Origin of the sequence: Microbacterium sp. MYb62 (assembly GCF_002979475.1) — a bacterium.
GTDB lineage: Bacteria > Actinomycetota > Actinomycetes > Actinomycetales > Microbacteriaceae > Microbacterium.
Window position 1 is genome coordinate 92,910 of the sequence record NZ_PCOY01000005.1, and the last position, 25,986, is coordinate 118,895.

At 68.7% G+C, this 25,986-nt stretch carries 22 protein-coding genes; 6 read left to right on the forward strand and 16 right to left on the reverse strand.

Annotated elements, in window-relative coordinates:
- Window positions 1–75: 75 nt before the first annotated feature.
- The 3 genes from CQ042_RS07750 to CQ042_RS07760 all read right to left on the reverse strand — a co-directional run bounded on the left by CQ042_RS07750 (window position 76) and on the right by CQ042_RS07760 (window position 6,867).
- Window positions 76–4,668, reverse strand: a complete 4,593-nt coding sequence (locus CQ042_RS07750; protein WP_258132130.1) for an ExeM/NucH family extracellular endonuclease — start codon at window positions 4,666–4,668, stop codon at window positions 76–78.
- Between the two features lie 266 nt (window positions 4,669–4,934).
- Complete coding sequence (locus CQ042_RS07755; RefSeq protein ID WP_105669908.1) at window positions 4,935–5,693, reverse strand: SURF1 family protein; 759 nt, start codon at window positions 5,691–5,693, stop codon at window positions 4,935–4,937.
- Window positions 5,694–5,751: 58 nt separating this feature from the next.
- Window positions 5,752–6,867 (reverse strand): GuaB3 family IMP dehydrogenase-related protein, encoded by a 1,116-nt coding sequence (locus tag CQ042_RS07760; RefSeq protein WP_105669909.1) that lies wholly within the window; start codon window positions 6,865–6,867, stop codon window positions 5,752–5,754.
- Between the two features lie 73 nt (window positions 6,868–6,940).
- Here CQ042_RS07760 and CQ042_RS07765 point away from each other — a divergent pair, with 73 nt between their 5' ends.
- Window positions 6,941–8,026 carry an FAD-dependent oxidoreductase gene (locus tag CQ042_RS07765; protein WP_105669910.1) on the forward strand — a complete coding sequence of 362 codons (1,086 nt, stop codon included), beginning with the start codon at window positions 6,941–6,943 and terminating at the stop codon, window positions 8,024–8,026.
- Window positions 8,027–8,052: 26 nt separating this feature from the next.
- On the opposite strand, the gene CQ042_RS07770 is transcribed toward CQ042_RS07765, so the two are convergent.
- The 11 genes from CQ042_RS07770 to CQ042_RS07815 form a co-directional block, all read right to left on the reverse strand.
- Window positions 8,053–8,517 (reverse strand): adenylyltransferase/cytidyltransferase family protein, encoded by a 465-nt coding sequence (locus CQ042_RS07770; RefSeq protein WP_105669911.1) that lies wholly within the window; start codon window positions 8,515–8,517, stop codon window positions 8,053–8,055.
- Between the two features lie 76 nt (window positions 8,518–8,593).
- Window positions 8,594–10,282, reverse strand: coding sequence for an ABC-F family ATP-binding cassette domain-containing protein (locus CQ042_RS07775; RefSeq protein ID WP_105669912.1), 1,689 nt, complete (start codon window positions 10,280–10,282; stop codon window positions 8,594–8,596).
- Window positions 10,283–10,360: 78 nt separating this feature from the next.
- On the reverse strand, window positions 10,361–10,912 hold the full coding sequence (locus CQ042_RS07780) for an OsmC family protein (RefSeq protein ID WP_105669913.1): 552 nt from the start codon (window positions 10,910–10,912) through the stop codon (window positions 10,361–10,363).
- An 86-nt stretch (window positions 10,913–10,998) separates the two neighbouring features.
- Window positions 10,999–12,804, reverse strand: coding sequence for an ATP-binding protein (locus CQ042_RS07785; protein WP_105669914.1), 1,806 nt, complete (start codon window positions 12,802–12,804; stop codon window positions 10,999–11,001).
- Entirely contained in the window at window positions 12,801–13,148 is a 348-nt protein-coding gene (locus tag CQ042_RS07790; RefSeq protein ID WP_105669915.1) for a response regulator, read from the reverse strand. Before CQ042_RS07790 ends, CQ042_RS07785 begins: the two co-directional genes overlap by 4 nt.
- A complete protein-coding gene (locus CQ042_RS20425; RefSeq protein WP_181157495.1) occupies window positions 13,145–13,288 on the reverse strand; it encodes a hypothetical protein in 144 nt (47 codons plus the stop codon). The genes CQ042_RS07790 and CQ042_RS20425 overlap by 4 nt, the downstream gene beginning before the upstream one ends.
- Window positions 13,285–14,772, reverse strand: a complete 1,488-nt coding sequence (locus tag CQ042_RS07795) for a glycosyltransferase (protein ID WP_105669916.1) — start codon at window positions 14,770–14,772, stop codon at window positions 13,285–13,287. Before CQ042_RS07795 ends, CQ042_RS20425 begins: the two co-directional genes overlap by 4 nt.
- Window positions 14,772–15,485, reverse strand: a complete 714-nt coding sequence (locus CQ042_RS07800) for a PHP domain-containing protein (protein ID WP_105669917.1) — start codon at window positions 15,483–15,485, stop codon at window positions 14,772–14,774. The genes CQ042_RS07795 and CQ042_RS07800 overlap by 1 nt, the downstream gene beginning before the upstream one ends.
- Entirely contained in the window at window positions 15,482–16,471 is a 990-nt protein-coding gene (locus tag CQ042_RS07805; RefSeq protein ID WP_105669918.1) for an ATP-grasp domain-containing protein, read from the reverse strand. Before CQ042_RS07805 ends, CQ042_RS07800 begins: the two co-directional genes overlap by 4 nt.
- Complete coding sequence (locus CQ042_RS07810; RefSeq protein WP_105669919.1) at window positions 16,471–17,514, reverse strand: response regulator; 1,044 nt, start codon at window positions 17,512–17,514, stop codon at window positions 16,471–16,473. The genes CQ042_RS07805 and CQ042_RS07810 overlap by 1 nt, the downstream gene beginning before the upstream one ends.
- 143 nt (window positions 17,515–17,657) lie before the next feature.
- On the reverse strand, window positions 17,658–17,972 hold the full coding sequence (locus CQ042_RS07815) for a DUF2277 domain-containing protein (protein WP_105669920.1): 315 nt from the start codon (window positions 17,970–17,972) through the stop codon (window positions 17,658–17,660).
- Window positions 17,973–18,117: 145 nt separating this feature from the next.
- Between CQ042_RS07815 and CQ042_RS20290 the strand changes: the two genes are divergently transcribed.
- Window positions 18,118–18,639 carry a DUF4190 domain-containing protein gene (locus tag CQ042_RS20290; RefSeq protein WP_146115365.1) on the forward strand — a complete coding sequence of 174 codons (522 nt, stop codon included), beginning with the start codon at window positions 18,118–18,120 and terminating at the stop codon, window positions 18,637–18,639.
- 70 nt (window positions 18,640–18,709) lie between these two features.
- Here CQ042_RS20290 and guaB read toward each other — a convergent pair whose 3' ends face one another.
- Window positions 18,710–20,212, reverse strand: coding sequence for an IMP dehydrogenase (guaB, locus tag CQ042_RS07825; protein WP_105669922.1), 1,503 nt, complete (start codon window positions 20,210–20,212; stop codon window positions 18,710–18,712).
- A 295-nt stretch (window positions 20,213–20,507) separates the two neighbouring features.
- Here guaB and CQ042_RS07830 point away from each other — a divergent pair, with 295 nt between their 5' ends.
- The 4 genes from CQ042_RS07830 (at window position 20,508) to CQ042_RS07845 (ending at window position 24,606) form a co-directional block, all read left to right on the forward strand.
- A complete protein-coding gene (locus CQ042_RS07830) occupies window positions 20,508–21,815 on the forward strand; it encodes a branched-chain amino acid ABC transporter permease (RefSeq protein ID WP_105669923.1) in 1,308 nt (435 codons plus the stop codon).
- Window positions 21,816–21,819: 4 nt separating this feature from the next.
- Complete coding sequence (locus tag CQ042_RS07835) at window positions 21,820–22,797, forward strand: branched-chain amino acid ABC transporter permease (RefSeq protein ID WP_105669924.1); 978 nt, start codon at window positions 21,820–21,822, stop codon at window positions 22,795–22,797.
- A gap of 67 nt (window positions 22,798–22,864) precedes the next feature.
- On the forward strand, window positions 22,865–23,836 hold the full coding sequence (locus tag CQ042_RS07840) for an ABC transporter ATP-binding protein (protein ID WP_105670016.1): 972 nt from the start codon (window positions 22,865–22,867) through the stop codon (window positions 23,834–23,836).
- Window positions 23,833–24,606: an ABC transporter ATP-binding protein gene (locus CQ042_RS07845; RefSeq protein ID WP_105669925.1), complete on the forward strand. Its 774-nt coding sequence runs from the start codon at window positions 23,833–23,835 to the stop codon at window positions 24,604–24,606. The genes CQ042_RS07840 and CQ042_RS07845 overlap by 4 nt, the downstream gene beginning before the upstream one ends.
- Window positions 24,607–24,672: 66 nt before the next feature.
- On the opposite strand, the gene CQ042_RS07850 is transcribed toward CQ042_RS07845, so the two are convergent.
- Window positions 24,673–25,944, reverse strand: coding sequence for an ABC transporter substrate-binding protein (locus tag CQ042_RS07850; RefSeq protein ID WP_105669926.1), 1,272 nt, complete (start codon window positions 25,942–25,944; stop codon window positions 24,673–24,675).
- Window positions 25,945–25,986 lie beyond the last annotated feature (42 nt).

The following is a 25,986-nucleotide window of genomic DNA, read 5'->3' on the forward strand; positions in this document are numbered from 1 at the left end:
GAAGGCCGCCGGGATCGCTCCCGACGGCCTTCGCCTGTGTCATCCGTCTACCGGATCAGAACCATTCTTCCCCGATCAGAACCACCGGGTCAGGAGTTCCCAGAGCCAGTCGAGGATCGCGCCGAGAATGCCGCCGGCGCGGTTGACGGTGACGGTGGCGGTCGCCGCGTCTCCATCGGCCTGCGACGCCGCGACGGTGTACTTGCCCGACGGCGCGCTCTTCGGCACGGTGACCGAAGTGCTGAACGTGCCGTCGGCGCCCACCTGGACCGTGCCGACCGGAACCGGCTTGCCCTTCTTCGGACGCAGTTCGATGCTCACCGTCTCGCCGGGCACGTAGCCTTCACCGGTGATCTTGAGGCTCTTGCCCGCGGTCACCTTGGACGAGCCGAGGGCGATGGTGCCCGCGAACTCCTCTTCACCGGCGATCGTGAACGGCACCTGCACGGTCGTCCCCGTCCCCGCGACGGCGACGGTGAGCAGCTGCTCGCCGAAGACGCCCGACGGAACCGTGAAGGTCAGCGCGGCGCGCCCGCCCTCGTCGGTGGTGTCGACGACGGCCGGGTCGACCGCGCCGGCCGCGAGCTGCGTGCCGCCGAGCGACAACGACACCTCTCCCGGAGCCGGCTCACCCGCGCTGAACGCCAGCGAGGAGAGCGACACGGTCACCTGGTCGCCGGCGCTGTAGCCGTCGGCATCCGCGGGGCTGACCGCCACACCGACGGCACGCTGGGCGGCATCGGGGCTCGCGGTCTTGTTCGCGTCGAACCAGTCGACCATCGACTGCAGGTCGATCTTGCCGGTGTCGCGCTTGCCCGTGCCCTCCTTGAAGGTGAAGAAGTTGTCCCCACCCGCCGCGAGGAACGAGTTGGCCGCGACCGTGTAGTTCGCCGCGGGGTCGAGCGCTGCGCCGTTGAGCGTGATCGACGTGATCCTCGAACCCTGTGCGGCGGCGGGGTCGTAGGTGTAGACCAGCCCCTCCGAGACACCGAGCTTGAGGAACGGACGAGCCGAACCTGCCGGCTGCCACTGCTCCTCGAGCACGCCCTTGAGCTGCGCACCCGTGAGCGTCAGCGTCACCAGCGTGTTGGCGAACGGCTGGACCGTCGCCGCCTCGCGGTAGGTGACGTTGCCGTCGGGGTCGGATGCTCCGGCCGACGCGTACGTGAGGTTCGCACGGATTCCACCCGGGTTCATGATCGCCACATCGGCGCCCGTGGACCACTTCTGCACATCGGCGACGAAGTTGCCGATGGTGGACTCGCCACCGCGGTTCTCCGTCTTCCCGTCGCTCTGGCGTGCCCGGTTGAAGTCGGCGGTGATGTCTCCGACCTTGATCGCGCCGAGCACATCGGCCTCGGCCTTCGCCTTGGCGACGATGTCGGCCACCTCGGGGACGGCCGGGTACAGCGGCTTGCCCGCAGCGGTGAGGGGCTTGATCTCATTGGTGATCGAGATCAGGTCCTTCGTCTCAGGGTCGACCTTGATGTTCATCAGGCCCAGGTTCTCGCCGTACTGCCCCGCCGAGACGACCGGACGGCCGTCGATCACGTGGTTGTACGCGAGGTGGGTGTGCGCCGAGACGATGGCGTCCACGTCGTCATCGACGCCGTAGACGATCTCGCCGAGGGGCGAATCCGGGGTGATGCTCGACAGCTCGACGCTGGATGCGCCCTCGTGCACGAGCAGGATGACGACATCCGCCTCTCCGTTGGACTCGTCGCCGTCGCGCAGGTCGTCGGCCACCGCGTTCACGGAGTCGACGATGCTGCGGACTTCGAGGTCCTTGATGCCCTCGGGCGAGACGAGCGAGTCGAGGTCTTCGGTGACAGCACCGACGAAGCCGACCTTCACGCCGTCGAGTTCCTTCACCCAGGCCGGGGCGAGCGCGGGCTCGCCGGTCTCGGTGACGAACACGTTCGACGAGATGTACTCCCAGTCCGCGCGTCCCTGCACGCGGTCGCGAAGGTCCTCCCAGCCCTGGTCGAACTCGTGGTTGCCCGCCGCGCTGACATCCAGACCGGCCGCGTTGAGCGCGTCGATCGTCGGGTTGTCGTCGTTGATGAACGAGGTGAACGTCGAGGCGCCGATCAGGTCGCCGGCACCGGCGAAGATCGTGTTCGGGTTCGCCTCGCGGAACTGCTTGACCGCACCGGCCAGGACCGCTGCACCGGCGGCAGCGCCGTCGGCCTCGATCCGACCGTGGAAGTCGTTCACCGTGACCACGTCGATGCTCACCGGGGGGATCTCCGAGGAGACGCCGACGATGATCGGGTCGTGGTCGCTGGAGCGGTAGGGCGTTCCCTGCTCGGTGGCGCCGAACGCGTAGCCGCGGTCGCTCCACTCGGGCGAGTTGATGCCCCACACTCCGGCGCCCGTGATCGACGAGGCGAGCGACGGCGACGCGATCACGTGGTCGAGCGAGCCGAGCTCGCCGTCGAACGTGTACGTGTACTGACCGGAGGCCTTGTCGGCGACGAGGTCGCTCCACCCGTTCGACGTGAACACGTCGATCGGGTCTTCCTTGCCGTAGGCGTTGAAGTCGCCGATCAGCAGCATGTCGCCGCTGCCGGTCGTCTCCTCGAGCTGAGCGGTGAAGGCGAGGATCGCGTTCGCCTGCTTCACGCGGTCGGCGTTGAAGAAGCCCTGGCCGTCGGCCGGCTCCGCGCCGGCGCCCTCGGGCGGCGACTTCGACTTCAGGTGGTTCGCCACGACCGTGACGACGCGACCGTCGATGTCGAACGCCTGCGCGATCGGCTCGCGGGCGTTGCCCCACACGGTCTCGTCGGTGACGGTGATGCTGTCGCCGACACGCTTGACGGCATCCTTCTTGTAGATGATCGCGTTGGTGATGAAGTCGGTCGTCGCCGCGTCGTTCAGGGCGGCGGGCGTGGGCACGTAGCCCCACACGTCGCTGCCCGCATCGGCGTTGAGCCCGGCGACCAGATCCTTGAGGGCCGTGTCGACGGGCTTGCCCAGCTTCACCGAGTTCTCGATCTCCATGAGCGAGACGATGTCGGCGTCCAGACCGTTGATCGCCGCGACGATCTTGGACTTCTGGATCGCGAACTGCGCCGCGTTCGCCGCACCCCGGGCGTTGGAGTTCTCGCTCTTCAGCGTCGTGAAGTAGTTGTAGACGTTGAAGGACGCGACCTGGACGTCGCCACCCACGGCCGGTGCGCTCTCGGTGCGCGGGTTCGTCGCCGTGAAACCGACCTTGAGGTCGGCGGACGAAGAGTCGTCGATCGGCACGACCGGCTGCAGACGCCAGTCGTTGAAGCCCCACTGCAGCACATAGCCGTTGTCGCCGAAGTCGACGGTGTCGCCGTTGCGGACCACCGTGTCCTTCGCGAAATACGGCTGCTCACCGGGGTGTCCGCTGTTGGACACCTGGATGGACCAGCCGTCGTCGAGCAGGACGCGGTTGGCGCGGTTGGCCGCGGCGATCGCTGCCGCCTCGTCGCCGGGACGGGTGGTCTCGGTGCTCTTCACGGCGAGGGCGTCACCGGCGTTCAGCCACAGCGTGCCGAAGTTGAACAGCTGGTGGCTGGAGGCGAGACGGTAGGTCCCCTCCGGAGCCACGTACATGTTCTCGAACTGCTCACGGTCGGCGCCCTGCACCGTCGCGGGCAGCGGCGTGACGGCGGGAACCCCGACGCCGGCGCTGACGACCGCGACATCGGCGGCCGCGGCCGGGTTGATCTGCGTCTGCCCGAAGTACTCGCTGACGGAGCCCGTCACCGAGACGAGGTCGCCGATCGCGAGGGTCGGGGTCAGGGCGTTCAGGAACACGAACACGCCGTCCGAGGCACCGGGAGTCGCATCCGTCGCGCCCCCGGAACCCTGGGTCTGGATGACGATGCCCTTGTAGCCGCCGGTGCGGTAGTCGGCGGTGACGACGCCCTCGACCTGCACGGTCTGGCCGTTCAGCGGGGAGACGTCGGTCGTGCCCTGGACCTCGGCGATGGTGGCCTTCGTCGGATCCGTGCCCGGACCTGTGCCCGGATCGGTCTCGCCGGAGTTCTGCGGGGTGATCGTGGGCGAGAGCGTGAAGTCGGCGCTGTTGACGTCGGTGTCGACGCCGCCGGTGCGGTTGAGCGACTTGACGTCGGTGTTGCCCGTCGGCGCGGTGGCCGCGGTGCCCTCGAAGGTGTTGGAGGTGCCGTAGCCGAGCAGGTCGACCACACCGTCGACGCCCACGACCGAGCCGGGGGTGAGAGTCACCGCCGCCGTGCCCTCGACGAGCGCGAGCGTGCCGTTGGTGCCGCTCGGGGTCAGGGTGCTGACGGCATCCGGGGCGGGCAGCTCGGCGCCGTTCGCCCCGTTGCTGTTGCCCTGCACCAGGTAATAGCCGCCGGCCGGGATGACTCCGGTGAGCGGAGCGACGCCGTTGAAGGCGGCGGAGCCGGTCGCCGATCGATACTGCAGCGACATCCCGTCGAGGGTGATCGGGGCCGAGGTGGGGTTGTACAGCTCGACGAACTTGTTCTTGAACGCCGCTCCCGCACTGCCGCCGGAGAGATACGCCTCGTTGATCACCACCCCCGTACCCGTGGTGTCGGCTGCGGCGGGAACGGCGGCCAGCGAGCCGAGGCTCAGCGCGGCGACGCAGGTCACGGCGAGAGCGCCGATGCGCCCCCGACTTCTACGGTGTGAGACGGGAGCCATGCGGCTCTCGCCATCTGGAGCGGACATCATCGGTGCTGTCTCCTCGATCGGGTTCGACACTGCTCAGGACTGTCACGGCACACAGGGGAAACTCCCAGCATGCTCACATGGTGCGAGCATACGGAGCGGTCCGGACATCCTCAACGGAGTTTTCCGATTCGTCATCCAGCGCTCACCGGATGGCCGGAACGACCCCTGACGAAGGTCTCTAGTGGGGCAGCACGGCGCACAATTGCGCAGGGAATCGCGCGCGGATGCGCGTGCGGTCAGACCGTTCCGGCCGCGGCCTCGTCTTCGAACTCCTCGACCTCGCGTTCCCAGGCGTCCTTCGCCAGGCGGTACCAGAGATAGAACGCGAAGCCGGCGAAGATCGCCCACTCGACCGCATAGAAGACGTTGAGCCAGTTGACCGGCGATATCTCCTCAGGTGCGGGCGACGAGATGTCGACCAGCCCGGCCGTCGCGGTCGTCGAGGCCAGGTACGGGCGATAGACGTCGAGCTCCTCGATGTCGTGCCAGCGGCTGAGCAGTGCGGCCGGCGACATGCGATCCAGCTGGGCGGGATCGGAGTGCGGCGGCACCCGAGGACCCTCATCCGAGATGATGCGTCCGGTGACGGCGACCTCGGAGCCGTCGGCACGCGACTCGAGCTCCTTCACCGCCGCGTCGGCGGTCTTCCGGTCGGGCGCCCAGCCGATCGCGACGGCGATCGAGACACGCTCATCGACCCGCAGCTGACCGGTCACCCAGTAGCCCTGCACATCGTCGTTGAAGCGACTCGACACGACGATGAAGTCCTCGGGGACCCAGGCGCCGGATGTCTCGACGCGCTGTCCCACGAGCGGCTCGGGAAGGTACTCCCCCGGCTCGAGGACTTCCGCGAGCTGCTGCACCTGCTCGGTGGCGCCGGGGGCGGGCGGATCGGTCTCGATCGCGCGCTCCAACTGCCACTGCCCGAGCCAGGCGAAGACGCCGGCGACGAGAAGGCAGAGCAGGAGCATCCCGATCCAGCGTCCCCGGAGCATGACCTCACGGAGAGTCGGGGGGAACGGTGCAGGAGTGGTCACGGTGGAGCGCAGGACCTCAGGCCTCGTAGGGCGCGAGCACGACCTCGACCCGCTGGAACTCCTTGAGATCGGAGTACCCCGTGGTCGCCATCGACTTGCGCAGCGCGCCGATGAGGTTCGCCGTGCCGTCTGCGACGGGCGCAGGACCGTAGAGGATCTCCTCGAGCGTGCCGATACCGCCGACCTCGACGCGGTGGCCGCGCGGCAGCTTCGGGTGGTGCGCCTCGGGGCCCCAGTGGAAGCCGCGGCCGGGTGCGTCGGTGGCACGGGCGAGTGCGACGCCGAGCATGACCGCGTCGGCACCCATCGCGAGAGCCTTGACGATGTCGCCGGAGGTGCCGACGCCGCCATCGGCGATCACGTGCACGTAGCGGCCGCCGGACTCGTCGAGGTAGTCGCGTCGTGCGGCGGCGACGTCGGAGACCGCGGTCGCCATCGGCGCGTGGATGCCGAGGGTCGCGCGTGTGGTCGACGCCGCTCCCCCGCCGAAGCCGACGAGCACACCGGCGGCGCCCGTGCGCATCAGGTGGAGGGCTGCCGTGTAGGTCGCCGCACCGCCCACGATGACCGGGACGTCGAGGTCGTAGATGAACTTCTTGAGGTTGAGGGGCTCGGCGACGCTCGACACGTGCTCGGCAGAGACCGTGGTGCCGCGGATCACGAACAGGTCGACGCCGGCGGCGGCGACGGTGTCGTAGTACTCCTGGGTGCGCTGCGGGGTCAGGGACCCGGCGACCGTGACGCCGGCCTCGCGGATCTCGGCGAGACGGCTGGTGATGAGCTCGGGCTTGATCGGCTCGGAGTACAGCTCCTGCATCCGCACCGTGGCCCGGGCGTCGTCGAGACCCGCGATCTCCGCCAGCAGCGGCTCGGGGTTCTCGTAGCGCGTCCACAGACCCTCGAGGTCGAGCACGCCGAGACCGCCGAGCTGACCGAGCATGATCGCCGTCTGCGGGCTGACGACCGAGTCCATCGGCGCTCCGAGCACCGGGATCTCGAAGCCGAAGGCATCGATCGTCCACGCGGTCGACACGTCCTCCGGGTTGCGCGTGCGCCGGGAAGGCACCACCGCGATGTCATCGAACGTGTACGCGCGACGCGCGCGCTTTCCTCGGCCGAGCTCGATCTCCATGGTCACCCCACCAGCCTACCCGGCGGTCGGACGCCGCCGTGCTGGGAGACTGGATCCGAGCCCGGGAGGCAGCATGAAGACGGAGTCCGCGGATGTCGTGGTCGTGGGAGGCGGCGTCATGGGCCTCGCGGCGGCGTGGGAGCTGACCAGACGGGGCCTCCGACCCGTGGTGCTGGAGCGCTTCGCGCGCGGCCACCGCGAAGGCGCATCGCACGGCGCGACCCGCAACTTCAACAACGCCTATGACGAGGAGCACTACCTCGACCTGCTCGTGCGCGCTCGCGCCGGGTGGGATGCGCTCGGAGAGGTCGACGGCGAACCGCTCCTGCGGCTGCACGGGCTCGCCACCCACGGAGGGCTCGATCTCGACGCGGTGCAGAAGGCACTCGATGCCCATGGCATCCGGTCCGACATCCTCTCCCGCGCCGACGCGCGTGCGCGGTGGTCGGGCATGCGCTTCGAGAGCGACGTGCTGTGGTCGGCGGATGCCGGCGTCGCGCGTGCGGCCGAGACGCTGCGGGAGCTGGAGCGGCGGATCGTCACCGGCGGCGGCGAGGTGCGCTGGAGCACGCCGGTCGCCCACATCGGGGAGGCCACCGACGGCGTCGTGCTCGTCCTCGCCGAGGGCGGTCGGATGCGCGCGGACACCGTCGTCGTGACGGCGGGCGCCTGGACCTCGAAGCTCCTCGCGCGCTTCGGCCTGCCGCGGCTGACCGTCACCGAGGAGACGCCGGCGCACTTCCGACCGCTCGGCGAGGCGACCTGGCCGTCGTTCAACCACTATGCGGATCCGGCCGCGCACCCCGCGACCGTGTACGGCATGCCGACGCCCGGCGAAGGGGTCAAGGTGGGCTTCCATCGCATCGGCGACGAGATCGACCCCGACGCCCGCCCGCACGTGCCCACGCATCAGCGAGCCCTGGCGGACTATGTCCGGGAGTGGGTGCCGGGCCTCGACGCCGAATCCGCCGTGCCGATCAGCTGCACGTACACGTCGACCGATGACAGCACGTTCGTGCTCGACCGTCGGGGACGGATCGTCGTGGGAGCGGGGTTCTCCGGGCACGGCTTCAAGTTCGCGCCGGGCGTCGGCGGGATCCTCGCCGACCTCGCGACGGACACCGCCGCGCGCGCCGCCGCGCCGTTCCGCCTCCCCTGACCCCCGCCGGGCGTCGAGGGGCGCCTTCAGCCGATGCGCGCCACGCGTTCGGCTTCTCTCGCGGCGACGATCCTGCGCAGCCCCGAACTCGAGAAGCGGTGATCCCTTCCATTGAAGTACAGATCGATCCCGCTCTCCTCGCAGTAGGCGCGCCCCGTGAACTCGCTCTCACGGTATTCGTCGCCGATGATGCGCACGTCCAGCTTGAAGGAACGGAGGATGTCCTCCAGGTCCTGCTCGGTGGAGTAGGGAACGATCTCGTCGACGTATTGGCACCCGCGCAGCTGGATGTAGCGTTCCACCACCGTCTGCGTCGGGGCGTTCTTCTCCGGGCGATCGAGCGTCGGATCCATCTGCAGGCCGCAGATGAGGTAGTCGCACTGCCGCTTCGCCTCCGCGAGCATCATGATGTGCCCTGCGTGCAGCAGGTCGAAGGTGGAGAAGGTGATGCCCACGCGAGGACCGGGGTTGTAGTCGTGACTTCTGGTCATCGCGCCATCGTACGCGGAGGGCACGCATCGGAGCTCGCGCTCTCGCCGTCCCCCGATGCGTGATCCCCACCCGGCGTCAGCGAGCGCGCGCCACCCGCTTCTCATCCCACACCGGCGCGTCGGATTCGTAGACCTCGCCGTCCGACCCGAACACGAGGTATCGGTCGAACGATCGGGCGAACCAGCGGTCGTGCGTGACGGCGAGCACGGTCCCCTCGAAACGTGCGAGGGCCTGTTCCAGTGCCTCCGCCGACTCCAGGTCGAGGTTGTCGGTCGGCTCGTCGAGCAGCAGCAGTGTCGCTCCGGAGAGTTCCAACAGCAGCACCTGGAATCGCGCCTGCTGCCCGCCCGAGAGCGAGTCGAAGCTCTGCTGCGCCTGCCGCACGAGTCCGTAGCGGTCGAGTGCGGAGCTCGCGGCGTCACGCGGCATCCCGGCACGACGGTCGTCGCCCCGGTGCAGGATCTCCAGGAGCGTGCGCCCCACGAACTCCGGATGCGCGTGCGTCTGTGCGAACAGCCCGGGCACGACGCGCGCGCCGAGCGTGGCCGTGCCGCTGTGCTCCACCGTGCTCAGCTGCTCTCCCGTCGAGGTCACATGACCGAGTGTGGAATCGGGATCGCTGCCGCCGCGGGCGAGAAGCCTCAGGAAGTGCGACTTGCCCGAACCGTTCGACCCGAGCACCGCGACCCGGTCGCCGTACCAGACCTCGGCATCGAACGGACGCATGAGCCCCGTGAGCTCCAGACGCTGCGCCACCACGGCGCGCTTGCCGGTGCGGGCGCCGCGCAGGCGCATGTCGAAGTCCTGCGCGGGCGGACGCTCCTCGGGAGGCCCCGCCTCCTCGAACTTGCGCAGGCGCGTCTGCGCGGCCTGATACCGGGATGCGAAGCCGTCGTTCGCCGAAGCCTTCACCTTGAGGTTCGCGACCAGGGTGCGCAGCTTCTCGTGCTGCTCGTCCCACCGCCGCCGCAGCTCGTCGAGCCGGTCCATCCGATCGGTCCTGGCCTGCTGATACGTCGAGAACCCCCCGCCGTGCACCCACGCCGTGGCGCCGGCGCCGCCGGGTTCGAGAGTGATCAGTCGGTCGACCGCGCGTGCGAGCAGCTCGCGATCGTGCGACACCAGCAGCACGGTCTTCGGCGTCTGGCGCAGCTGCTCCTCGAGCCACCGCTTGGTGGGGACGTCGAGGTAGTTGTCCGGCTCGTCGAGCAGCAGCACCTCGTCGGGTCCGCGCAGCAGGGCCTCGAGCGCGAGCCGCTTCTGCTCGCCGCCGGAGAGGGTGGTGAGGTCACGATACCTCGCCCGTTCGTACGGCACCCCGAGCGCGGCGACGGTGCACTGGTCCCAGACGGTCTCGTGCTCGTAGCCCCCGGCATCCGCGTACTCGGCGATGGCGGAGGCGTACGCCATCTGGGTATCGTGCTCGTCACGTTCGATCAGCGCGTTCTCCGCAGCCTCGAGGGCTTCGGCCGCCGTGCGGATGCGCGCGGGGGCCACACGCACCAGCAGCTGGTGCACGGTCTCGCCCGCCTCGCCGTGGCCGACGAACTGATCCATGACTCCGAGACCGCCGTCGATCGTCACGACGCCGTCGTCGGCGGCCTGATCGCCGCGGATGATGCGCAGCAGGGTGGTCTTGCCTGCGCCGTTCGGGCCGATCAGCGCACTCGTCGAGCCGGCGCCGACACGGAACGTCGCCTCATCGAGAAGCGGTCTGCCGTCGGGAAGCGTTAAGGAGACGCTGGATACATCGATAGAGCTCACGGTGCGTGGCCGTCCTTCCGCCCGCGCATGCCGAGCCGACCAGGCTATCAGGTGGAGCGGCCAGGCTCCGAACCGCTCTCAGGTGAGGGCGCTCGACGTGGGCACGGGAGCGGCGAAGAGATCCAGCACCGGGCAGTGCGCGTCGACGACCGCACGCAGGTTCTCATACTGCTCGGCACTGTTCGGCCCCGCGATGTCGACCGATACGCGGACATCGTGGAATCCGGCCCGCCCCGACTCGTCGATGCCGAACAGCTTGCGCACATCCAGGCCACCCTCCGCCGTGATCTCGATCTCGTCGATCGTGAGTCCGAGCGCCTGGGCATAGAGGCGATACACGACCACCTGACAGGAGATGAGGGCGCCCAGCGCGTACTCGACGGGGCTCGCCGCCACGTCGTCGCCGGCGAGCGCACCGGGCTCGTCGACGAGGAAGCGGTGCTTCCCCGCGCGGATCTCGGTGGCGACGGAGCCGATGCCGCGTCCGCTGACCCGGTAGGTGAGCTGGGCGTTCGTGTCGTCGGCGGCGATCCGCTCGTTCCATGCGGTGCCGGCGTCGGTGAGCCGCTGCGCGCGTTCGGCCGGAGTGACGTCGGCGATGCCCGCGAGCTGGTCCTGGAGAAGAGTCATGGCCCGACCGTAGCGATCGGGCCGACTGCTGCGCCCGCGCACCGTCACGCGGCTTCACAGCCCGACACGAAGCGTCATCGGAGGGATCAGTCGGCGCGGGTCACGCTCATCAACACCTCGGTGCGCGGAGCGGCGGGCAGGACGAATCGGAATTCCGTTCCCACACCCTCCTGGCTCGTCACATCCATCGTGCCGCCGTGCGCCAGCACGATCGCCCGGGTGATCGTGAGCCCGAGGCCCACTCCCGGGACCGCGTTGCGCGTCGCGGTCGATGCGCGGAAGAAGCGGGTGAACAGCATGCCCTGCTCATCTTCGGGGATTCCGACGCCGGTGTCGGCGATCGAGAACTCCACTCCCCCGTCGACGGCCCGCACACCGGCGGTGACGTTTCCGCCCCGTGAGGTGAACTTGATGGCGTTCGACAGCAGGTTGTCGATGGCCTGCCCGACCCTCCCGGCATCGACGAGCACGGGGAGCGCGTCCGCCCCGACCTCGGCCACGAGCTCGATCCCCTCGCGCTGGGCGTGCGGCCCCGCCGACACCACGGCGGATCGGACCAGCTCGGCGACGTCGGCCTCCTCCCGCTCGAGCGGGAAGCGTCCGGATTCGACCTGGGCCGTGAACAGCAGATCGCCGACGAGGTTGAGCAGTCGCTGCGCGTTGCGCTCGATGATCCCGACGAACTCCTGCTGGTCCGCGGTGAGCGGCTGCGCCGGGTCGTTCTGGAGCAGGTCGAGGAAGCCGATGATGGCGCTGAGCGGTGTGCGGAGTTCATGGGAGATCATCCCGACGAACTCGTCCTTCATGCGTGCGACCTCGACGGCCCTGGTCTCATCGGTGAGCACGAACAGGTAGCCCTGCTGGGCGCCGGCGCCGTCCTTGTGCGGGCTCACGGTCACGCGCGCGGGCACCGTCGTCCCTCCCGCCGTGACCACCTCGATGTCGCCGTCGACCGTGAGACCGGCATCGGCCTGCGCGAAGAGGGCCTTGATTCCGGGCGAGAGATCGGCGTACCCCGGCGGGAGCTCGGCGGTCGACGGCGGGGGTTCGGCGTTGTCGACAGCCAGCATCGACAGGACGGCGGTCGAGAAGAATCGATCGATCCGCACATCCCTGAGCGCCTCGTCGACCGAGAGCCCGAGCAGGCGCACCGCCCCCGGATTCCATGCCGTGACCCGGCCGCTGCAGTCCGTCGCGATGACCGCCTGCGCCGTGATCGACGACCAGAGACTCTCGAACGAGTCGAGGAGTTCGCGGTACTGGCGCTCCTTGTCGCGCAGCTGCACGATCATCGCGACGTTCTCGGACAGGGCCCTGGTTCGTTCCGCCACCAGCTCCTCCGCCTGCTCGACTCGCAGGCGCTGCTGCCGGGAGAGCTGGTTGATGACCGCGGCGACGGCCGAGAACACGAGGGGGCCCACCACTCCACGCAGCCACTCGACAGAAGTCTCCGGCGGGTCGGTGAAGTACGGCATCAGCAGGGCGATCGAGGTGAGCCCGCCGACGACGAAGACCCAGCGGATGCCCGGCGCCGCAGCCAGCCAGACCACCGGCAGGAGCACGAGGGACGAGAAGAGCGAGGTCGCCCCGCCCGTGCCCGTGCGGAAGAGGCCGAAACCGACGATGTCGACGATGGGGATGAGGAGCACGGCCCATCCGTCGTGCACACCGCGCGCCGTGAGCACGGCAGCCAGGACGGTGGCCGCGAGCACGACCGCCACCCCCGCGAGCGCCGCGGCGGCGTGCGTGATCGGCAGATCCGGGACACCCCAGGTGAGCGCCACCGCGATGACCGTCGCGACGAGCGTCGGCAGCTGCTTGAGCAGCGGGGTCGGGTTGTCGAAGACCTGATACCAGCGGTTCTCCGCACGGTCGAGAGGTGTGGCCCTCATCGTCCCACCTGCTCCACGATCCGATGCAGGTCCGCTCCCGTGATCGGCTTCGGAAGCGCGGCATCGGCCGGCGGGTAGTCGGCGGCGTCGAGCACGGAGCTGATCACGAGGAAGCAGTCCGGGAACCGCTCCTGCACCAGTCGCGCACATGCCTGCCCTGAGATCCCCGGGAGGAGGAGGTCGAGCACAGCCAGCGCGGGATCGATGTCGGGGAACGCCGCGATCGCCGACTCCGCGTCACGGGCGATGAAGACGTCGTAGCCCTCGCGATCGAGGTAGCGGCGCAGCAGCGCCGCCTGATCGGGGGCGTCCTCGACGACCAGGGCCAACGGCCTCCCGGTCATCGAAGGAGCAGCTCTCGCACGACGACGATGACGGCGACGACGGCGAGGGCGAGGATCGCCTGCGGGATGAGCCGCCGCTCCCGTCGGGCATCCGCGGCGATCTCCTCCCGCTCGCTGTCGGGTGACGGTGCTGCGGTCATGAGTCGACACGTCCGATCTTCTCGGTCTTGATCCAGGAGGCGTCTGCACGACGCCATTCTTTGATGTAGGAGTCCACGGTGATGGCGCACAGCAGGGAACCGTACCCGCAGATGTAGAGGAGCAGTCCGGCGAAGAACCTGCCACCGGGAAGAGGCTCCACGGCGCGCGCCAGCCAGATCCCGAGCATTGAGATCGGCCCCCACAGGTAGAAGATCACGGCCCAGACGATGCGCGACTGATCGGTCACGGCCAGTCCGAGCGCGGTGAGGGCCGCCTCGAACGCCCACGGGAACAGCGCGATTGCCATCAGGATCAACGCACCGAGTCCGGGGAACATGATCGCCTCGCGCCACGAATGCCGCCCCGTCCGAGGATCCAGCTGGACCGAGTACAGCATCGAGAACAGATAGATGCAGGCCGCCGCGATCCACATGAATCGGAACACGAACTCCGCGATGTCGCTGTGCAGGAGGAGAAGCGCGAGCATGCCGGCCGCCGCCAGGAGCATGAAGGCGGGGAGCAGGAGGATGGTGAACCAGGCGAGCCCGAACCCGAAGCTGCCCAGGTTGTGCTCGCGGCTGGGGCGGAACCAGAGGCTGCGATAGATCGAAGTCAGCTGCACGTTGCCCCGCGCCCAGCGCAGCCGCTGCTTCCACAGGCTGTCGATCGTGCGCGGCTCCTCGGCCAGTACCACCGCGTGGGGCTCGAACACCATCCGTCGTCCGTGCAGCTGCCCCTCGAACGTCGTCATGGTGTCCTCGGCGAGAGTGCCCGTGGGGATCCGTCCTCCGATCGCCTCGAGATTGGCTCGCGAGTGCAGCTGTGCGCCTCCGGCGAGGCAGGCGATCGCGCCGCCCACGTTCTGCACACGGCGGGCCGAGAGCTGCCCGATCACGTATTCGATCGCGATGAACCGTGTGAGGTAGTTGCGGTCGCGACTGCCCTCCGCGATGTAGGCGGTGACGGCCCCGACCTTCTCGTCCGCGAGATGCCTGCTGAGCTTGCGCAGCGAGTCGCGGGCGAAGATCACGTCGGCGTCCATGATTAGCACCGCCTCGGTCCAGGGATCGGCGAGGACCACGTCGAGACCGTGGTTGAGCGTGTGCGCCTTGCCCTCGCCGCCCTTCTCGCGCCGCAGGTGCGCGACGCGACCGGGGTGCGCCTCGGCCTTCGCGGCGACGATGGCCGGGGTGTCATCCGTGGAGGCGTCGTCTACGACGAAGACCCGCAGGCGCTCGGCCGGGTACTCCAGCTGCAGTAGCCGCTCGATCGCCGGGCCGATCACGAGACCCTCGTTCCAGGCCGGGATGATGACGGCGACGTTCGGGTGGTACGGCGCCGCCTTGGCGTAGTGGTTGCGGAAGGCATGCAACGGCAGCAGCAGGAACTGCAGACCGGTGTTGATCACCGGCAGCGTGCCGACCAGGACGCAGATCAGGAGGAGGATGACCAGCGCGCTCTCCAGCCAGGTGAGGTCGGCCATCAGCGGGCCTCCACCGCGGCGAGAAGCGGGATGACACGCGAGTACCTGCCGACCTCCGCCGCCTCGTGGCTGTCTGTGGAGGCGACGATCTCGCCGCCCGCTCGGCGAAGCGCCGTCAGAGCCTCTGCTCCCGGGCAGCCCCACTTCTCGTTGACCTCGACGAGCGTGCCCGTCGCGGCGGCCGCCCGCGCCCAGGCCGCGGTCCGCTGCACCCCCAGGTCGGTCTCCGACAGGCCGATCTTCGGCAGGATCGAGAAGCAGTGGGCGAGCTGGTTTCCGGGATGCCGGTGCATCGTCGCGATGAGCGCCTCGACGAGCTGGTCGAGGACGTCGTCGATCGCCCAACCCGCAGCGATCCGCTCGCGCACGACGGTCGGGCCGAGGGGCCCGTCCGCACCGGGGAACTGATGGTCGGCGATGAGGATCCGATCGATGCCGTCCGGAAGGGCCGGCAAGTCGAGCGCGCCGGTGACATCGAGGATCTTCGCCTCGACGCCGGTGAGCACGGTGAGCCCGTCCGGCACCCGGAGCGCACGGACGGCCGCGAGATACTCGGGCACCCACGTGGTGCTCTGCCGCACGTGGTCGACCAGGCGCAGGGTGGTGAGCCCGGCGTCCATCGCCGCGTCCACGTTCTGGGCGAGCGTGGAGACGGCGTCGTCGGAGAAGGTCGAGTGGACGTGGTGATCGCCGCGAAGCTCCTCGTGGCTCACAGCTCCTCCTGATGCCCCGCATGGTCGGAGACCAGCACCTCGTCGATCTCGACGATCACGTCTTCCAGGAAGCGCACGGATGCGACCTCGCGGAAGGGGATCCGCACCGGCAGCTCGCGCCCCAGGAACAGGTCGGCCACGAGAGAGGGGATGTCGACGCCGGCCGCGATGGTCAGTGGCAGCGCGCCGGGGAACCGCGGGTTGACCTCGAGGAGAACGGCGCGGCCGGTACGATCGCGGCGCAGCTGCACGTTCGCGACACCCACCAGCCCGATCGCCCGCGCGATCGCCGCCGCGGTCTCCTCGAGTTCGGGGTCGCGCACGGTGCGGCCCGCGATCGCCACGCCGGAGTCGACCCTGGCGCGCGTCCGGGGCACCGCGGCGACGACGTTGCCCTCCGCGTCGGCGATGACGTCGACCGAGTACTCCTCCCCTGGGAGGAAGTCCTGCACGATCAGCCCCTCATCCGTGGGCAGTGCCTCGAGCGCGGCCCGGTCGGGCACGAGCCGCACGCCGCGACTTCCCGCCCCCTGACGCGGTTTGGCGAAGACCGGGAACTCCCAGTCGACAGCCTCCGCGTCGCGCCCGGCGAGGACGGTGCGCGGGGTGTGCCCGGTCGGTGCGCACCGTTCGGCGAGGGCGAGCTTGTCGAGCGCGGTGTTCAGCGTGTCGGCCGAGGGAGCGGCGAGCACGGCGGGAGCCAGCTCCTCCCGTCGCCCCGCCAGGGCGATCAGCTCCACATCGACCGTCGATATCACGAGGTCGAGTTCGTCGGCGGCGACCATCCGCGCGATCGCCGGAACGAAGTCGGCGTCCCGGCCCGGCGGCAGGAGACGACGCTGCGCCGGAGGCACCAGGTAGATGCCGCTCGCCCAGCCGTCCATGTCGGCGGCGAACACGATCAGATCGGGGCGGCGCAGGAGCGATCGGATCACGGCCACACCGGCCGGTCCGCCGGCACCTGTCACCAGCACACGCTGCGTCATCAGCTCTCCCGTCGGGTCAGTTCGTGGGCACCGATGAACTCTGCGGTCTCGCGCACGACTTCGAGCGGTTCGACCGCCATACCTCCGCCGAATCGGGACCAGTACCGCGCCGTGGCGGTGACGAACTCGGGTGCGAGGTAGTCGCGGCTCGCGGTCTGCGATCCGAAGCGCTCGAGCAGGCGGAGCTTCTCGTCGAGGTACTGGTCGATCCGGACGAACCGGGTGGGACGGAAGTCGATCGTCGACGACGGACTCTGGTAGCACGCGACCGTGCCGACACGCCGCGTCGCGACGATCGTCGCCTCGCTCACCGCGCGGTGGTCTTGATGACGGTCGTGGCTCGAGTGGGTGTACACGATGGTCGGCTGGATCTCCTGCACGACCTCCTCGATGAGTCGGACCGTGGATCCGCCGCCGGAGATCTCCGTGTCGATCAGGTCTTTCAGGAAGAGCCGTGCACCCAGCATGTCGGCGGTCGCCAGCGACTCGTTCTGGCGACTGTCGGCGTCACCGCCGCGCGCGCCGCGGGAGAGGGTGAGGATCGTGATCTCGTCCTGGGCCTTGGCATGGGCCGCGAGCAGCCCTCCGACGCCGATCTCGACGTCGTCGGGATGCGCGCCGATGGCGAGCACCCGCTCGGGCTGGCGGGCTTCCTCCCTGCGGCGTCGGCCCTCGTCGACCAGACGGGTGACGGCCTCGACGAGCTTGGCGTTGTCGAGCGGCTTGGTGAGGAACTCGTCGGCCTGCGCGCGCAGGGCGGAGACCGCGTACTCGACGGAGACGTGCGCGGTCATCACGACGACGGGGACGGACGGTACCGTGCGCCGCAGCTCGGCGAGCAGCTCGAGGCCGTTCAGCCCCGGCATCTCGATGTCGGTGACGACCACGTCGGGGCGCAGCACCGCGACACGGTCGACGGCGGCTCGGCCGTCTTCGGCGACGTCGACGATGCAACCGGCCCGCCGCTCGAGCACGGTCTTCACGAGCAGGGCGACATCCGGATCGTCATCGACGACGAGGACGCGAGGGGATTCCTCGAGCATGTACAGCTCTCCTTGGGGAGGTTCCCTGCCGATGCGAGCATCGGCGGTGCGAACTCGGCGCCTTCATCACCGAGACCGCAGGGAAAGTCGAGCGGGGTATGTCGATTCTGGCATACGGTGTCGCCGCCTCGGCGGCTGCGTGCCTATGACCCGGCGCGGGCCGCGCGCTTCTCCTCCTGGAACACCCGGATCGCCTCGTAGCGCTCGGCGGATCGTGCGCGTCGCTTCGCCGCCTCGTCATCGCGGTTCTTCGGCGGCGCGGAGGTGACGAGTTCGCCGAGCAACCGGGTCACCACCAGCGCGATCTCGCCGACGGCGCTGTCGAACGCCGCCTGATTGACCCTCGACGGCGCCGTCGTCCCGGAGATCTTGCGCACGAACTGCAAGGCGGCGTCATGGCATTCCTGTTCGGTGGCGGCAGGTTCGAGGTTGTTCAACGGGACGATGTTGCGGCACATACCGGCACGCTACGCCGGGTCGTGGACGGACGGAAGAGGGCGACCCCGAGGAGGGGATGGTGCGGCCGGAGTGCCCTCGCTACGCTCGGGGCTACCGAGCGTGTTCCCTCGTGCGCACCGTCGACAGGACAGAACAGGACAGAACATGACGAATCCCCCGTTCCCCGATCCCCCGTCGCCCGACTCCTCGTCGCCCGACTCCTCGTCGCCCGATTCCCCGGCAGCCGGTGCTTCGACGCCGGCGCCCCCACCGCCCGTGACGGCGGAGACGCCGCCGCCCGCCACCGCTGACGCTCCACCGCCCGCGCCCGCCTGGAACTCCGCCGCGGATGCGGGCTATCCTTCCGCCGCCTCTGCCGCGCCCGCCTACCCGCAGCCGACGCCGACGCCGCCGGGGCGTGTGCTCTCGATCGTCGGCCTCGTGCTCGCCGTCCTGGTGGCACCGGTCGGCCTCATCATCAGCATCGTCGCGGCGGTGAAGCTCAGCAAGGCCAAGGAGCCGAAGGGCCTCGCCATCGCCGGCATCATCGTCGGTGCGCTCATCACGATCTTCTGGATCGTGGTGCTGATCATCGTCTTCACACTCCTCGCCGCCGTGATCGGGATGTGCGCCGAGCTCGGCCCCGGGGTGTGGCAGGTCGACGGCGTGAACTACCGCTGCGGCTGACCGCACGCACGCGAGAACGAGAGAGGGACCGGATGCGCATCGCATCCGGTCCCTCTCTCGGTGGGTTCGACTACTTCTTGTAGTTCGGGGCCTCGACCACGATCTGCACGTCGTGCGGGTGCGACTCCTTGAGCCCCGCCGAGGTGATGCGCACGAACTTGCCGCGCGACTTGAGCTCTTCGATCGTGCGGGCACCGACGTAGAACATCGACTGACGCAGCCCGCCGACCAGCTGATAGGCGACGGCGGAAAGCGGTCCGCGATACGGCACCTGCCCCTCGATGCCCTCGGGGATCAGCTTGTCGTCGCTGGGGACGTCGGCCTGGAAGTAGCGGTCCTTGGAGTACGAGGTCTGCTTGCCGCGGGTCTGCATCGCACCGAGCGAGCCCATGCCGCGGTACTGCTTGAACTGCTTTCCGGACTGGAAGACGATCTCGCCCGGGGACTCGTCTGTTCCGGCCAGGAGAGAGCCGAGCATGACGGCGTCGGCACCGGCGACCAGCGCCTTGGCGATGTCGCCCGAATACTGCAGGCCGCCGTCTGCGATCACCGGGACGCCGGCGGGACGGGCCGCGAGCGAGGCCTCGTAGACAGCGGTCACCTGCGGGACGCCGACACCCGCGACGACGCGCGTGGTGCAGATGGAACCGGGGCCGACCCCGACCTTGACCGCGTCCACGCCGGCGTCGACCAGGGCCTGGGCGCCTTCACGGGTCGCGACGTTGCCGCCGATGATGTCGATGTGCTCGAACGAGGCGTCGGCCTTCAGACGGCGGACCAGGTCGATGACGCCCTGGGACTGGCCGTTGGCGGTGTCGACGACGAGAACGTCGACACCGGCGTCGCGCAGCGCCTCGGCGCGCTCCCAGGCGTCGCCGAAGAATCCGATGGCCGCGCCGACGCGCAGGCGGCCCTGATCGTCCTTGGTGGCGAGCGGGTACTTCTCGCTCTTGTCGAAGTCCTTGATGGTGATGAGGCCCGCGAGCTTGCCGTCCTCGTCGATCAGCGGCAGCTTCTCGACACGGTGCTTCGCGAACAGGGCGATGACCTCCCCTGCAGCCACGCCCACCGGGGCCGTGACGAGATTCTCGCGCGTCATGACGTCTTTCACGAAGGTGGTCTGACGCTCGAAGCCCGAGACGAAGCGCATGTCGCGGTTCGTGATGATTCCGACCAGCTTCCCCTCGGGGTCGACGACGGGAAGACCGGAGATGCGGTACTTCGCGCACAGGTTGTCGACCTCTTCGACCGTCGCATCCTGCGTCGTCGTGATGGGATCGGTGATCATGCCGGACTCGCTGCGCTTCACCCGATCGACGTGTGCGGCCTGGTCCGCGATCGAGAGATTGCGGTGCAGGATGCCGATGCCGCCCTCGCGCGCCATCGCGATCGCCATGCGCGACTCGGTGACGGTGTCCATCGCGCTCGACAGCAGCGGGGTGGCGACGGAGATGCGGCGGGTGATCCGCGACGAGGTGTCTGCCTCACTGGGGATCACATCGGTGTGCCCCGGCAGGAGCAGCACGTCATCGTACGTCAGTCCGACGAAGCCGAAGGGATCGTGCTGTTCCATGGATTCTCCTTCTGCGCGAGTCGCGCATGTCCGAGTGCGAGGGGATGGTCGACGTCGGCCGGTGCGGGGCCGCGGCCCGTATGAAGATTCTAAGCGAGACACGCCCGAGAACATTCCCGACGTCGTGCGACGGCCGGAGGAAGGCGCCCCAGGGTGTAGGTGATTCGCGAATCGCGCACTACGCTCAATTCCGTCGTCCATCCCTGCAGTCGACCCGAGACCGCAGAGACACAGCACTCAAAGTGGAGGTTGCGTGGGACCCACAACAATCGCCGTGCAGCGAAAGCGACCCTGGATGGTCGCCTTCCTCGGTATCCTCATGGCGCTCACCGCGTTCCTGTTCATACCGCCCTCTCCGGCTGCGGCCGAGACGACGGACGACGGGCAGGAGGTCACGGAGTTCTACTTCGCCGGTGTCGTCACCTTCGACGATCAACCCGTCGAGGGCGTCGTCATGTCGATCGACGGCAAGGGCTTCAAGGGCGAGACCGAGACCGATGCCGACGGCAAGTGGCGTCTCTACGTGCCGGACAAGGCGACCTACACCCTGACGGTCGATGAGGAGAGCCTCCCCGACGGTGTGATCGTCGACGCGAGCCAGCTGCCGCCGGGAACCCAGCCGATCGCGGGGACCACCGCCTCGTTCGAGGTCGAGTTCGGTCTCACCGGCACCAAGATCATGAACCTCTTCCTCGGCGAAGGCGAACGCATGACCGTGTCGTTCATCGACCAGCTGCTCTCTCGGCTCGTCGGCGGCATCAACTTCGGCCTGCTGTTGGCACTCGCCTCGATGGGCGCGGCGCTCATCTACGGCACCACGCGACTGTCGAACTTCGCGCACGCGGAGATGGTGACGTGGGGTGGGCTGGTCGCGCTCGTCGTCACCAGCTTCTGGCACCTCCCGCTGTGGCTCGGCATCGCGGCGGCCGTGATCGGAGGAGGCCTGCTCGGCTGGGGCCTCGACGCCGGGATCTGGCGTCCGCTGCGGCGTCGAGGACTCGGGGTCGTACAGCTGATGATCGTCAGCATCGGACTCTCGCTCGCCCTGCGCTACACCTTCCAGTACATCATCGGGGGCGGCACCCGGCAGCTTCCCGGCGCCAGTCCCACGCCGATCCAGTTCGGGCCGATCTCGCTGTCGTACATCGACATCATCGCCATGAGCGTGAGCATCGTCGTCATCGTCGCGGTCGCCTTCTTCCTGACCCGCACCCGCATCGGCAAGGCCACCCGCGCCATCTCCGACAACCCGCAGCTCGCGGCCGCCTCCGGCATCGACGTCGATCGGGTGGTCCGCTACGTCTGGATCCTCTCCGGCGTCCTCGCCGCGATCTCCGGCATCCTCTGGGCGTACTTCCGCCCCGGTGTGAAGTGGGACATGGGCATGCAGATGCTGCTGCTGATCTTCGCGGCGATCACCCTGGGCGGGCTCGGGACCGCGTTCGGCGCACTCCTCGGCTCGCTCATCGTCGGGATCGCCGTCGAGGTGTCGACCCTGTGGATCCCCTCCGATCTGAAGTACGCGAGCGCCCTGGTCGTGCTCATCGTGATCCTCCTCGTGAGACCTCAAGGTCTGCTCGGACGCAGGGAAAGGTTGGGCTGACGCCATGGACTTCGGAAGCATCTTCTCCAACACCGCCACGTACCTCTTCAGCCCGGTCACCATCGCCTACGCGCTGGCCGCGACCGGTCTGGCCGTGCACTTCGGCTATGCCGGGCTGCTCAACTTCGGCATGGCCGCCTTCATGGCGATCGGCGGCTACGGCTACGCCATCTCCGTGCTGACCTTCGGCCTCCCCTGGTGGATCGGCATGCTGATCGGGCTCGTGGGTGGCGCGCTCTTCGCCGTCATCCTGGGTATCCCGACGCTGCGGCTGCGCGCCGACTATCTCGCGATCGCGACGATCGCGGCGGGCGAGATCGTGCGCCTGCTGTTCACCACCCAGGTGTTCGACGAGTACACCAACTCCGCCGACGGTCTCGCGCAGTTCAACGGCGGTTTCCGCGACGCGAATCCCTTCCCGCCCGGCACCTACGGGTTCGGCCCGTGGACGTACAGCGCGAACGACCTGTGGAACCGCGTGTTCGGTCTTCTCGTCCTCGCTCTGGCGGTGCTGCTGGTGTGGGCGCTGATGCGCAGCCCGTGGGGTCGCGTCCTCAAGGGCATCCGCGAGGACGAGGACGCCGTGCGGTCGCTCGGCAAGAACGTCTTCGCGTACAAGATGCAGGCCCTCGTCGTCGGCGGCGTGATCGGCGCGGCGGGCGGCATCGTGTTCGTCCTCCCCTCGGCGGTCGTTCCCGGCAGCTACTCGACGTCGCTGACGTTCTTCCTGTGGACCATCCTGCTTCTCGGCGGTGCGGCCACGGTGCTCGGACCGACGCTCGGCGCCGTGCTCTTCTGGGTGGTGTTCGCCTTCATGGCCAACCTGCTCCCCTCCATGGCGAAGGCCGGTCTGCTGCCGATGTCCGACAGCCAGGCTTCGACGATGGTGTTCATCTTCGTCGGCATCGCCCTCATGCTGCTCGTGATCTTCCGCCCACAGGGCATCCTCGGAGACAAGAGGGAGATGACCTTTGTCAAGTGAACTGACCCCCGACGCGGTCCCCGAATCCGTCGAGGAGACGGCGACCGTCGCCCCCTCGACGGGGAGCATCCGACGCCCGAAGACGACCGGCCTGACGAAGGGCGAGGTCAAGCCGGGAGTCGCCAAGGTCGATCCGATCCTCATCGCGGATGCGGTCCAGCGCCGATTCGGCGGGCTGATGGCCGTCGACGTCGACCACCTCGAAGTGCCCCGCGGTGCGATCACGGCACTGATCGGGCCCAACGGAGCGGGCAAGACCACCCTGTTCAACCTGCTGTGCGGATTCGACAAGCCCAACAGCGGAACCTGGTCGTTCGACGGTACGAGCCTCTCGGGCGTCCCCTCGTTCAAGGTGGCCAGGATGGGCCAGGTCCGCACCTTCCAGCTGACCAAGTCGCTCTCGCTGCTCACCGTCCTCGAGAACATGAAGCTCGGAGCCCCGCATCAGCGCGGCGAGGGTTTCTGGTCCAGCCTGTTCCCCTTCCTGTGGAGGGCGCAGGACACCGAGATCGAGGGCAAGGCGCGGGAGCTGCTGACGCGCTTCAAGCTCGACGCCAAGGAGAAGGACTTCGCGGCCTCGCTCTCGGGCGGTCAGCGCAAGCTCCTCGAGATGGCCAGGGCCCTGATGAGCGACCCGACGCTGGTGATGCTCGACGAGCCCATGGCCGGCGTCAACCCCGCGCTCACACAGTCCCTCCTCGACCACATCCTCGATCTGAAGGAGCAGGGGATGACGGTGCTGTTCGTCGAGCACGACATGCACATGGTCCGCCACATCGCGGACTGGGTGATCGTGATGGCCGAGGGGCGCGTGGTCGCGGAGGGACCTCCCGACGAGGTCATGGAGAATCCCGCGGTCGTCGACGCCTACCTCGGCGCCCATCAGGACGTCGACCTCGGCGCGGTCACGGGACGCATCCCCGTCATCGAGGATGCCGCCGCCATCCGACTCCGCGAGAAGATCGAAGCAGAGGCCGAGGCGGAGCTCGAGGCGACGATCGAGAACGAATCCGGTACCGACGGGAAGGGCGCCGCATGAGCGCGGAAAAGCCGACGAATGCCCCACAGACCGCACGCCAGGACGATGTGGTGGTGCAGCTGACCGACGTCCACGCCGGCTACCTTCCGGGCGTGAACATCCTCAACGGGGCGAACCTCGTGGCCCGCCAGGGCGAGCTGATCGGCATCATCGGACCGAACGGCGCCGGCAAGTCGACCCTGCTGAAGGCGATCTTCGGGCTGGTCAACGTGCGCAGCGGTGGCATCACCGTGAACGGCGAGAGCATCGTCGGGCTGAAGGCCGACAAGCTCGTCAAGCGCGGGGTCGCGTTCGTGCCCCAGACGAACAACGTCTTCCCGTCGCTGTCGATCGAGGAGAACCTGCAGATGGGGCTCTACCAGAATCCGAAGATCTATCCGGAGCGGCTCGAGTTCGTCACCGGCATCTTCGCCGAGCTGGGCAAGCGCCTCAAGCAGCGCGCAGGCTCCCTCTCCGGCGGTGAGCGGCAGATGGTCGCGATGTCGCGCGCGCTGATGATGGATCCCTCGGTGCTGCTGCTCGACGAGCCCTCGGCCGGCCTGTCCCCCGTGCGCCAGGATGACGCGTTCATCCGTGTCTCCGACATCAACAAGGCCGGCGTGACGACGATCATGGTCGAGCAGAACGCCCGGCGCTGCCTGCAGATCTGCGACCGCGGCTATGTGCTCGACCAGGGCAGGGACGCCCACGAGGGAACGGGACGGGATCTGCTGAACGACCCGAAGGTCATCGGGCTCTACCTCGGCACACTCGGCACGGACGCCGCCTGACCCGCAGCCCCGCACCACGAGGAAGGCCCCGGATGCTGGTGCATCCGGGGCCTTCTCCGTGTGTGATCAGTTCGTGCGCGTGATCAGGTTGTCCGCGCCGTACTTGTACGTTCCGATCGAGGCGCCCTGCGGGTCGCCGTTCTCGTCGAACGTGATCTCGCCGGAGTAGCCGTCGTAGTCGGCCGTGCCTCCGTCGTTGATGATCTTCGCGCAGTCGGCGAAGCTGGTGCACTTCTCACCGTCGCCGCTGCCGCCGGAGACCTCGGCCATCTTGGCCGCGATGTCCGCGCCCTCGGTGGAGCCGGCGGCGAGAGAGGCCAGCGCGACGAGCACGACGGCGTCGTATGCCTCGGCCGCGTACGTGAAGTCGTTCACCTCGGGGTTGCCCTCGCCGGTCCAGTAGGCCTGGAGACGGTCGGTGAAGTCATCCTCGAGCGCCGGGCCCGGCTTGGTGCCCTGGGCACCCTCGAGCGAGAACGGGAAGTTCGTGTCGGGCGACGAGCCGTAGTCGGACAGGTTGCCGTCGACCATGTAGAACTTGTCGGGCGAGATGCCGGCGTTCACCAGCAGCGGCGCGATGGTCTTGAACTGGTCGAACGACACGATCGCGACGGCATCCGGGTTCTCGGCCTTGATCGTCTCGACCTGGGCGTCGAACTGACCGTCACCGACGTTGTACGCCGCGCTCGCGACGACCTCGCCGCCGGCGCCCTCGAACGTCGCCTTGATGTTGTCGAAGAGGCCGGTGCCGTAGGCGTCGTTCTGGTAGATGACGCCGAGGGTCTTGTGTCCGTCCTCGGCGATCAGGTTGCCGAGCACCTCGCCCTGCAGCAGGTCGCTGGGTGCGGTGCGGAAGTAGAGGCCGTTGTCATCCCAGTCGGTGAAGTCGGGGCCCGTGTTCGACGCCGAGATCTGGAGGATTCCCGCGCTCACGTTGCCGTCGAGGATGAGGCGGGAGACGCCGGATGCCGCAGCGCCGACGATGGCCGTCACACCGGCGCCCTGGAGCTTGGTGATCGAGGTCTCGTAGGCCTTGGTGTCGGTGTCGCCCTCGTCTTCGGCCGTCAGGTCGATGGTCACACCGGCGGCGGCGTCGTTGACCTCCTGGACCGCGAGTCCGACGCCGGATTCCATGGGCGGTCCGAGGAACGACAGCGAACCGGTCTGCGGAAGCAGCGAGCCGAGCTTCAGCGTCAGGTCGGCGGCCGGCTTGTCGCTGCCGCCGCTCGGCTCCGCGCTCGGTGTGCTGCTGCAGCCGGCGATGACGATGGCGGATGCGCTGAGCAGCGCGATCCCGGCGAAGACCTTCGCGGTGCGCGAGCCCTTCAATGCGTTCATGATGCTCCCTTGCGTAACTGAACGTGGATTGTGACCACAATC

Excerpts from the sequence above, each read along its gene's own strand:
- CQ042_RS20290 (WP_146115365.1), top strand. The coding sequence starts at position 18,118 with ATGACGAATCCCCCGTTCCCCGATCCCCCGTCGCCCGACTCCTCGTCG.
- guaB (WP_105669922.1), bottom strand. The coding sequence starts at position 20,212 with ATGGAACAGCACGATCCCTTCGGCTTCGTCGGACTGACGTACGATGAC.
- CQ042_RS07770 (WP_105669911.1), bottom strand. The coding sequence starts at position 8,517 with ATGACCAGAAGTCACGACTACAACCCCGGTCCTCGCGTGGGCATCACC.
- CQ042_RS07750 (WP_258132130.1), bottom strand. The coding sequence starts at position 4,668 with ATGGCTCCCGTCTCACACCGTAGAAGTCGGGGGCGCATCGGCGCTCTC.
- CQ042_RS07850 (WP_105669926.1), bottom strand. The coding sequence starts at position 25,944 with ATGAACGCATTGAAGGGCTCGCGCACCGCGAAGGTCTTCGCCGGGATC.
- CQ042_RS07810 (WP_105669919.1), bottom strand. The coding sequence starts at position 17,514 with ATGCTCGAGGAATCCCCTCGCGTCCTCGTCGTCGATGACGATCCGGAT.
- CQ042_RS07795 (WP_105669916.1), bottom strand. The coding sequence starts at position 14,772 with ATGGCCGACCTCACCTGGCTGGAGAGCGCGCTGGTCATCCTCCTCCTG.
- CQ042_RS07790 (WP_105669915.1), bottom strand. The coding sequence starts at position 13,148 with ATGACCGGGAGGCCGTTGGCCCTGGTCGTCGAGGACGCCCCCGATCAG.
- CQ042_RS07830 (WP_105669923.1), top strand. The coding sequence starts at position 20,508 with ATGGTCGCCTTCCTCGGTATCCTCATGGCGCTCACCGCGTTCCTGTTC.
- CQ042_RS07785 (WP_105669914.1), bottom strand. The coding sequence starts at position 12,804 with ATGAGGGCCACACCTCTCGACCGTGCGGAGAACCGCTGGTATCAGGTC.
- CQ042_RS07835 (WP_105669924.1), top strand. The coding sequence starts at position 21,820 with ATGGACTTCGGAAGCATCTTCTCCAACACCGCCACGTACCTCTTCAGC.
- CQ042_RS20425 (WP_181157495.1), bottom strand. The coding sequence starts at position 13,288 with ATGACCGCAGCACCGTCACCCGACAGCGAGCGGGAGGAGATCGCCGCG.
- CQ042_RS07845 (WP_105669925.1), top strand. The coding sequence starts at position 23,833 with ATGAGCGCGGAAAAGCCGACGAATGCCCCACAGACCGCACGCCAGGAC.
- CQ042_RS07815 (WP_105669920.1), bottom strand. The coding sequence starts at position 17,972 with ATGTGCCGCAACATCGTCCCGTTGAACAACCTCGAACCTGCCGCCACC.
- CQ042_RS07755 (WP_105669908.1), bottom strand. The coding sequence starts at position 5,693 with ATGCTCCGGGGACGCTGGATCGGGATGCTCCTGCTCTGCCTTCTCGTC.
- CQ042_RS07760 (WP_105669909.1), bottom strand. The coding sequence starts at position 6,867 with ATGGAGATCGAGCTCGGCCGAGGAAAGCGCGCGCGTCGCGCGTACACG.
- CQ042_RS07765 (WP_105669910.1), top strand. The coding sequence starts at position 6,941 with ATGAAGACGGAGTCCGCGGATGTCGTGGTCGTGGGAGGCGGCGTCATG.
- CQ042_RS07780 (WP_105669913.1), bottom strand. The coding sequence starts at position 10,912 with ATGACTCTTCTCCAGGACCAGCTCGCGGGCATCGCCGACGTCACTCCG.
- CQ042_RS07805 (WP_105669918.1), bottom strand. The coding sequence starts at position 16,471 with ATGACGCAGCGTGTGCTGGTGACAGGTGCCGGCGGACCGGCCGGTGTG.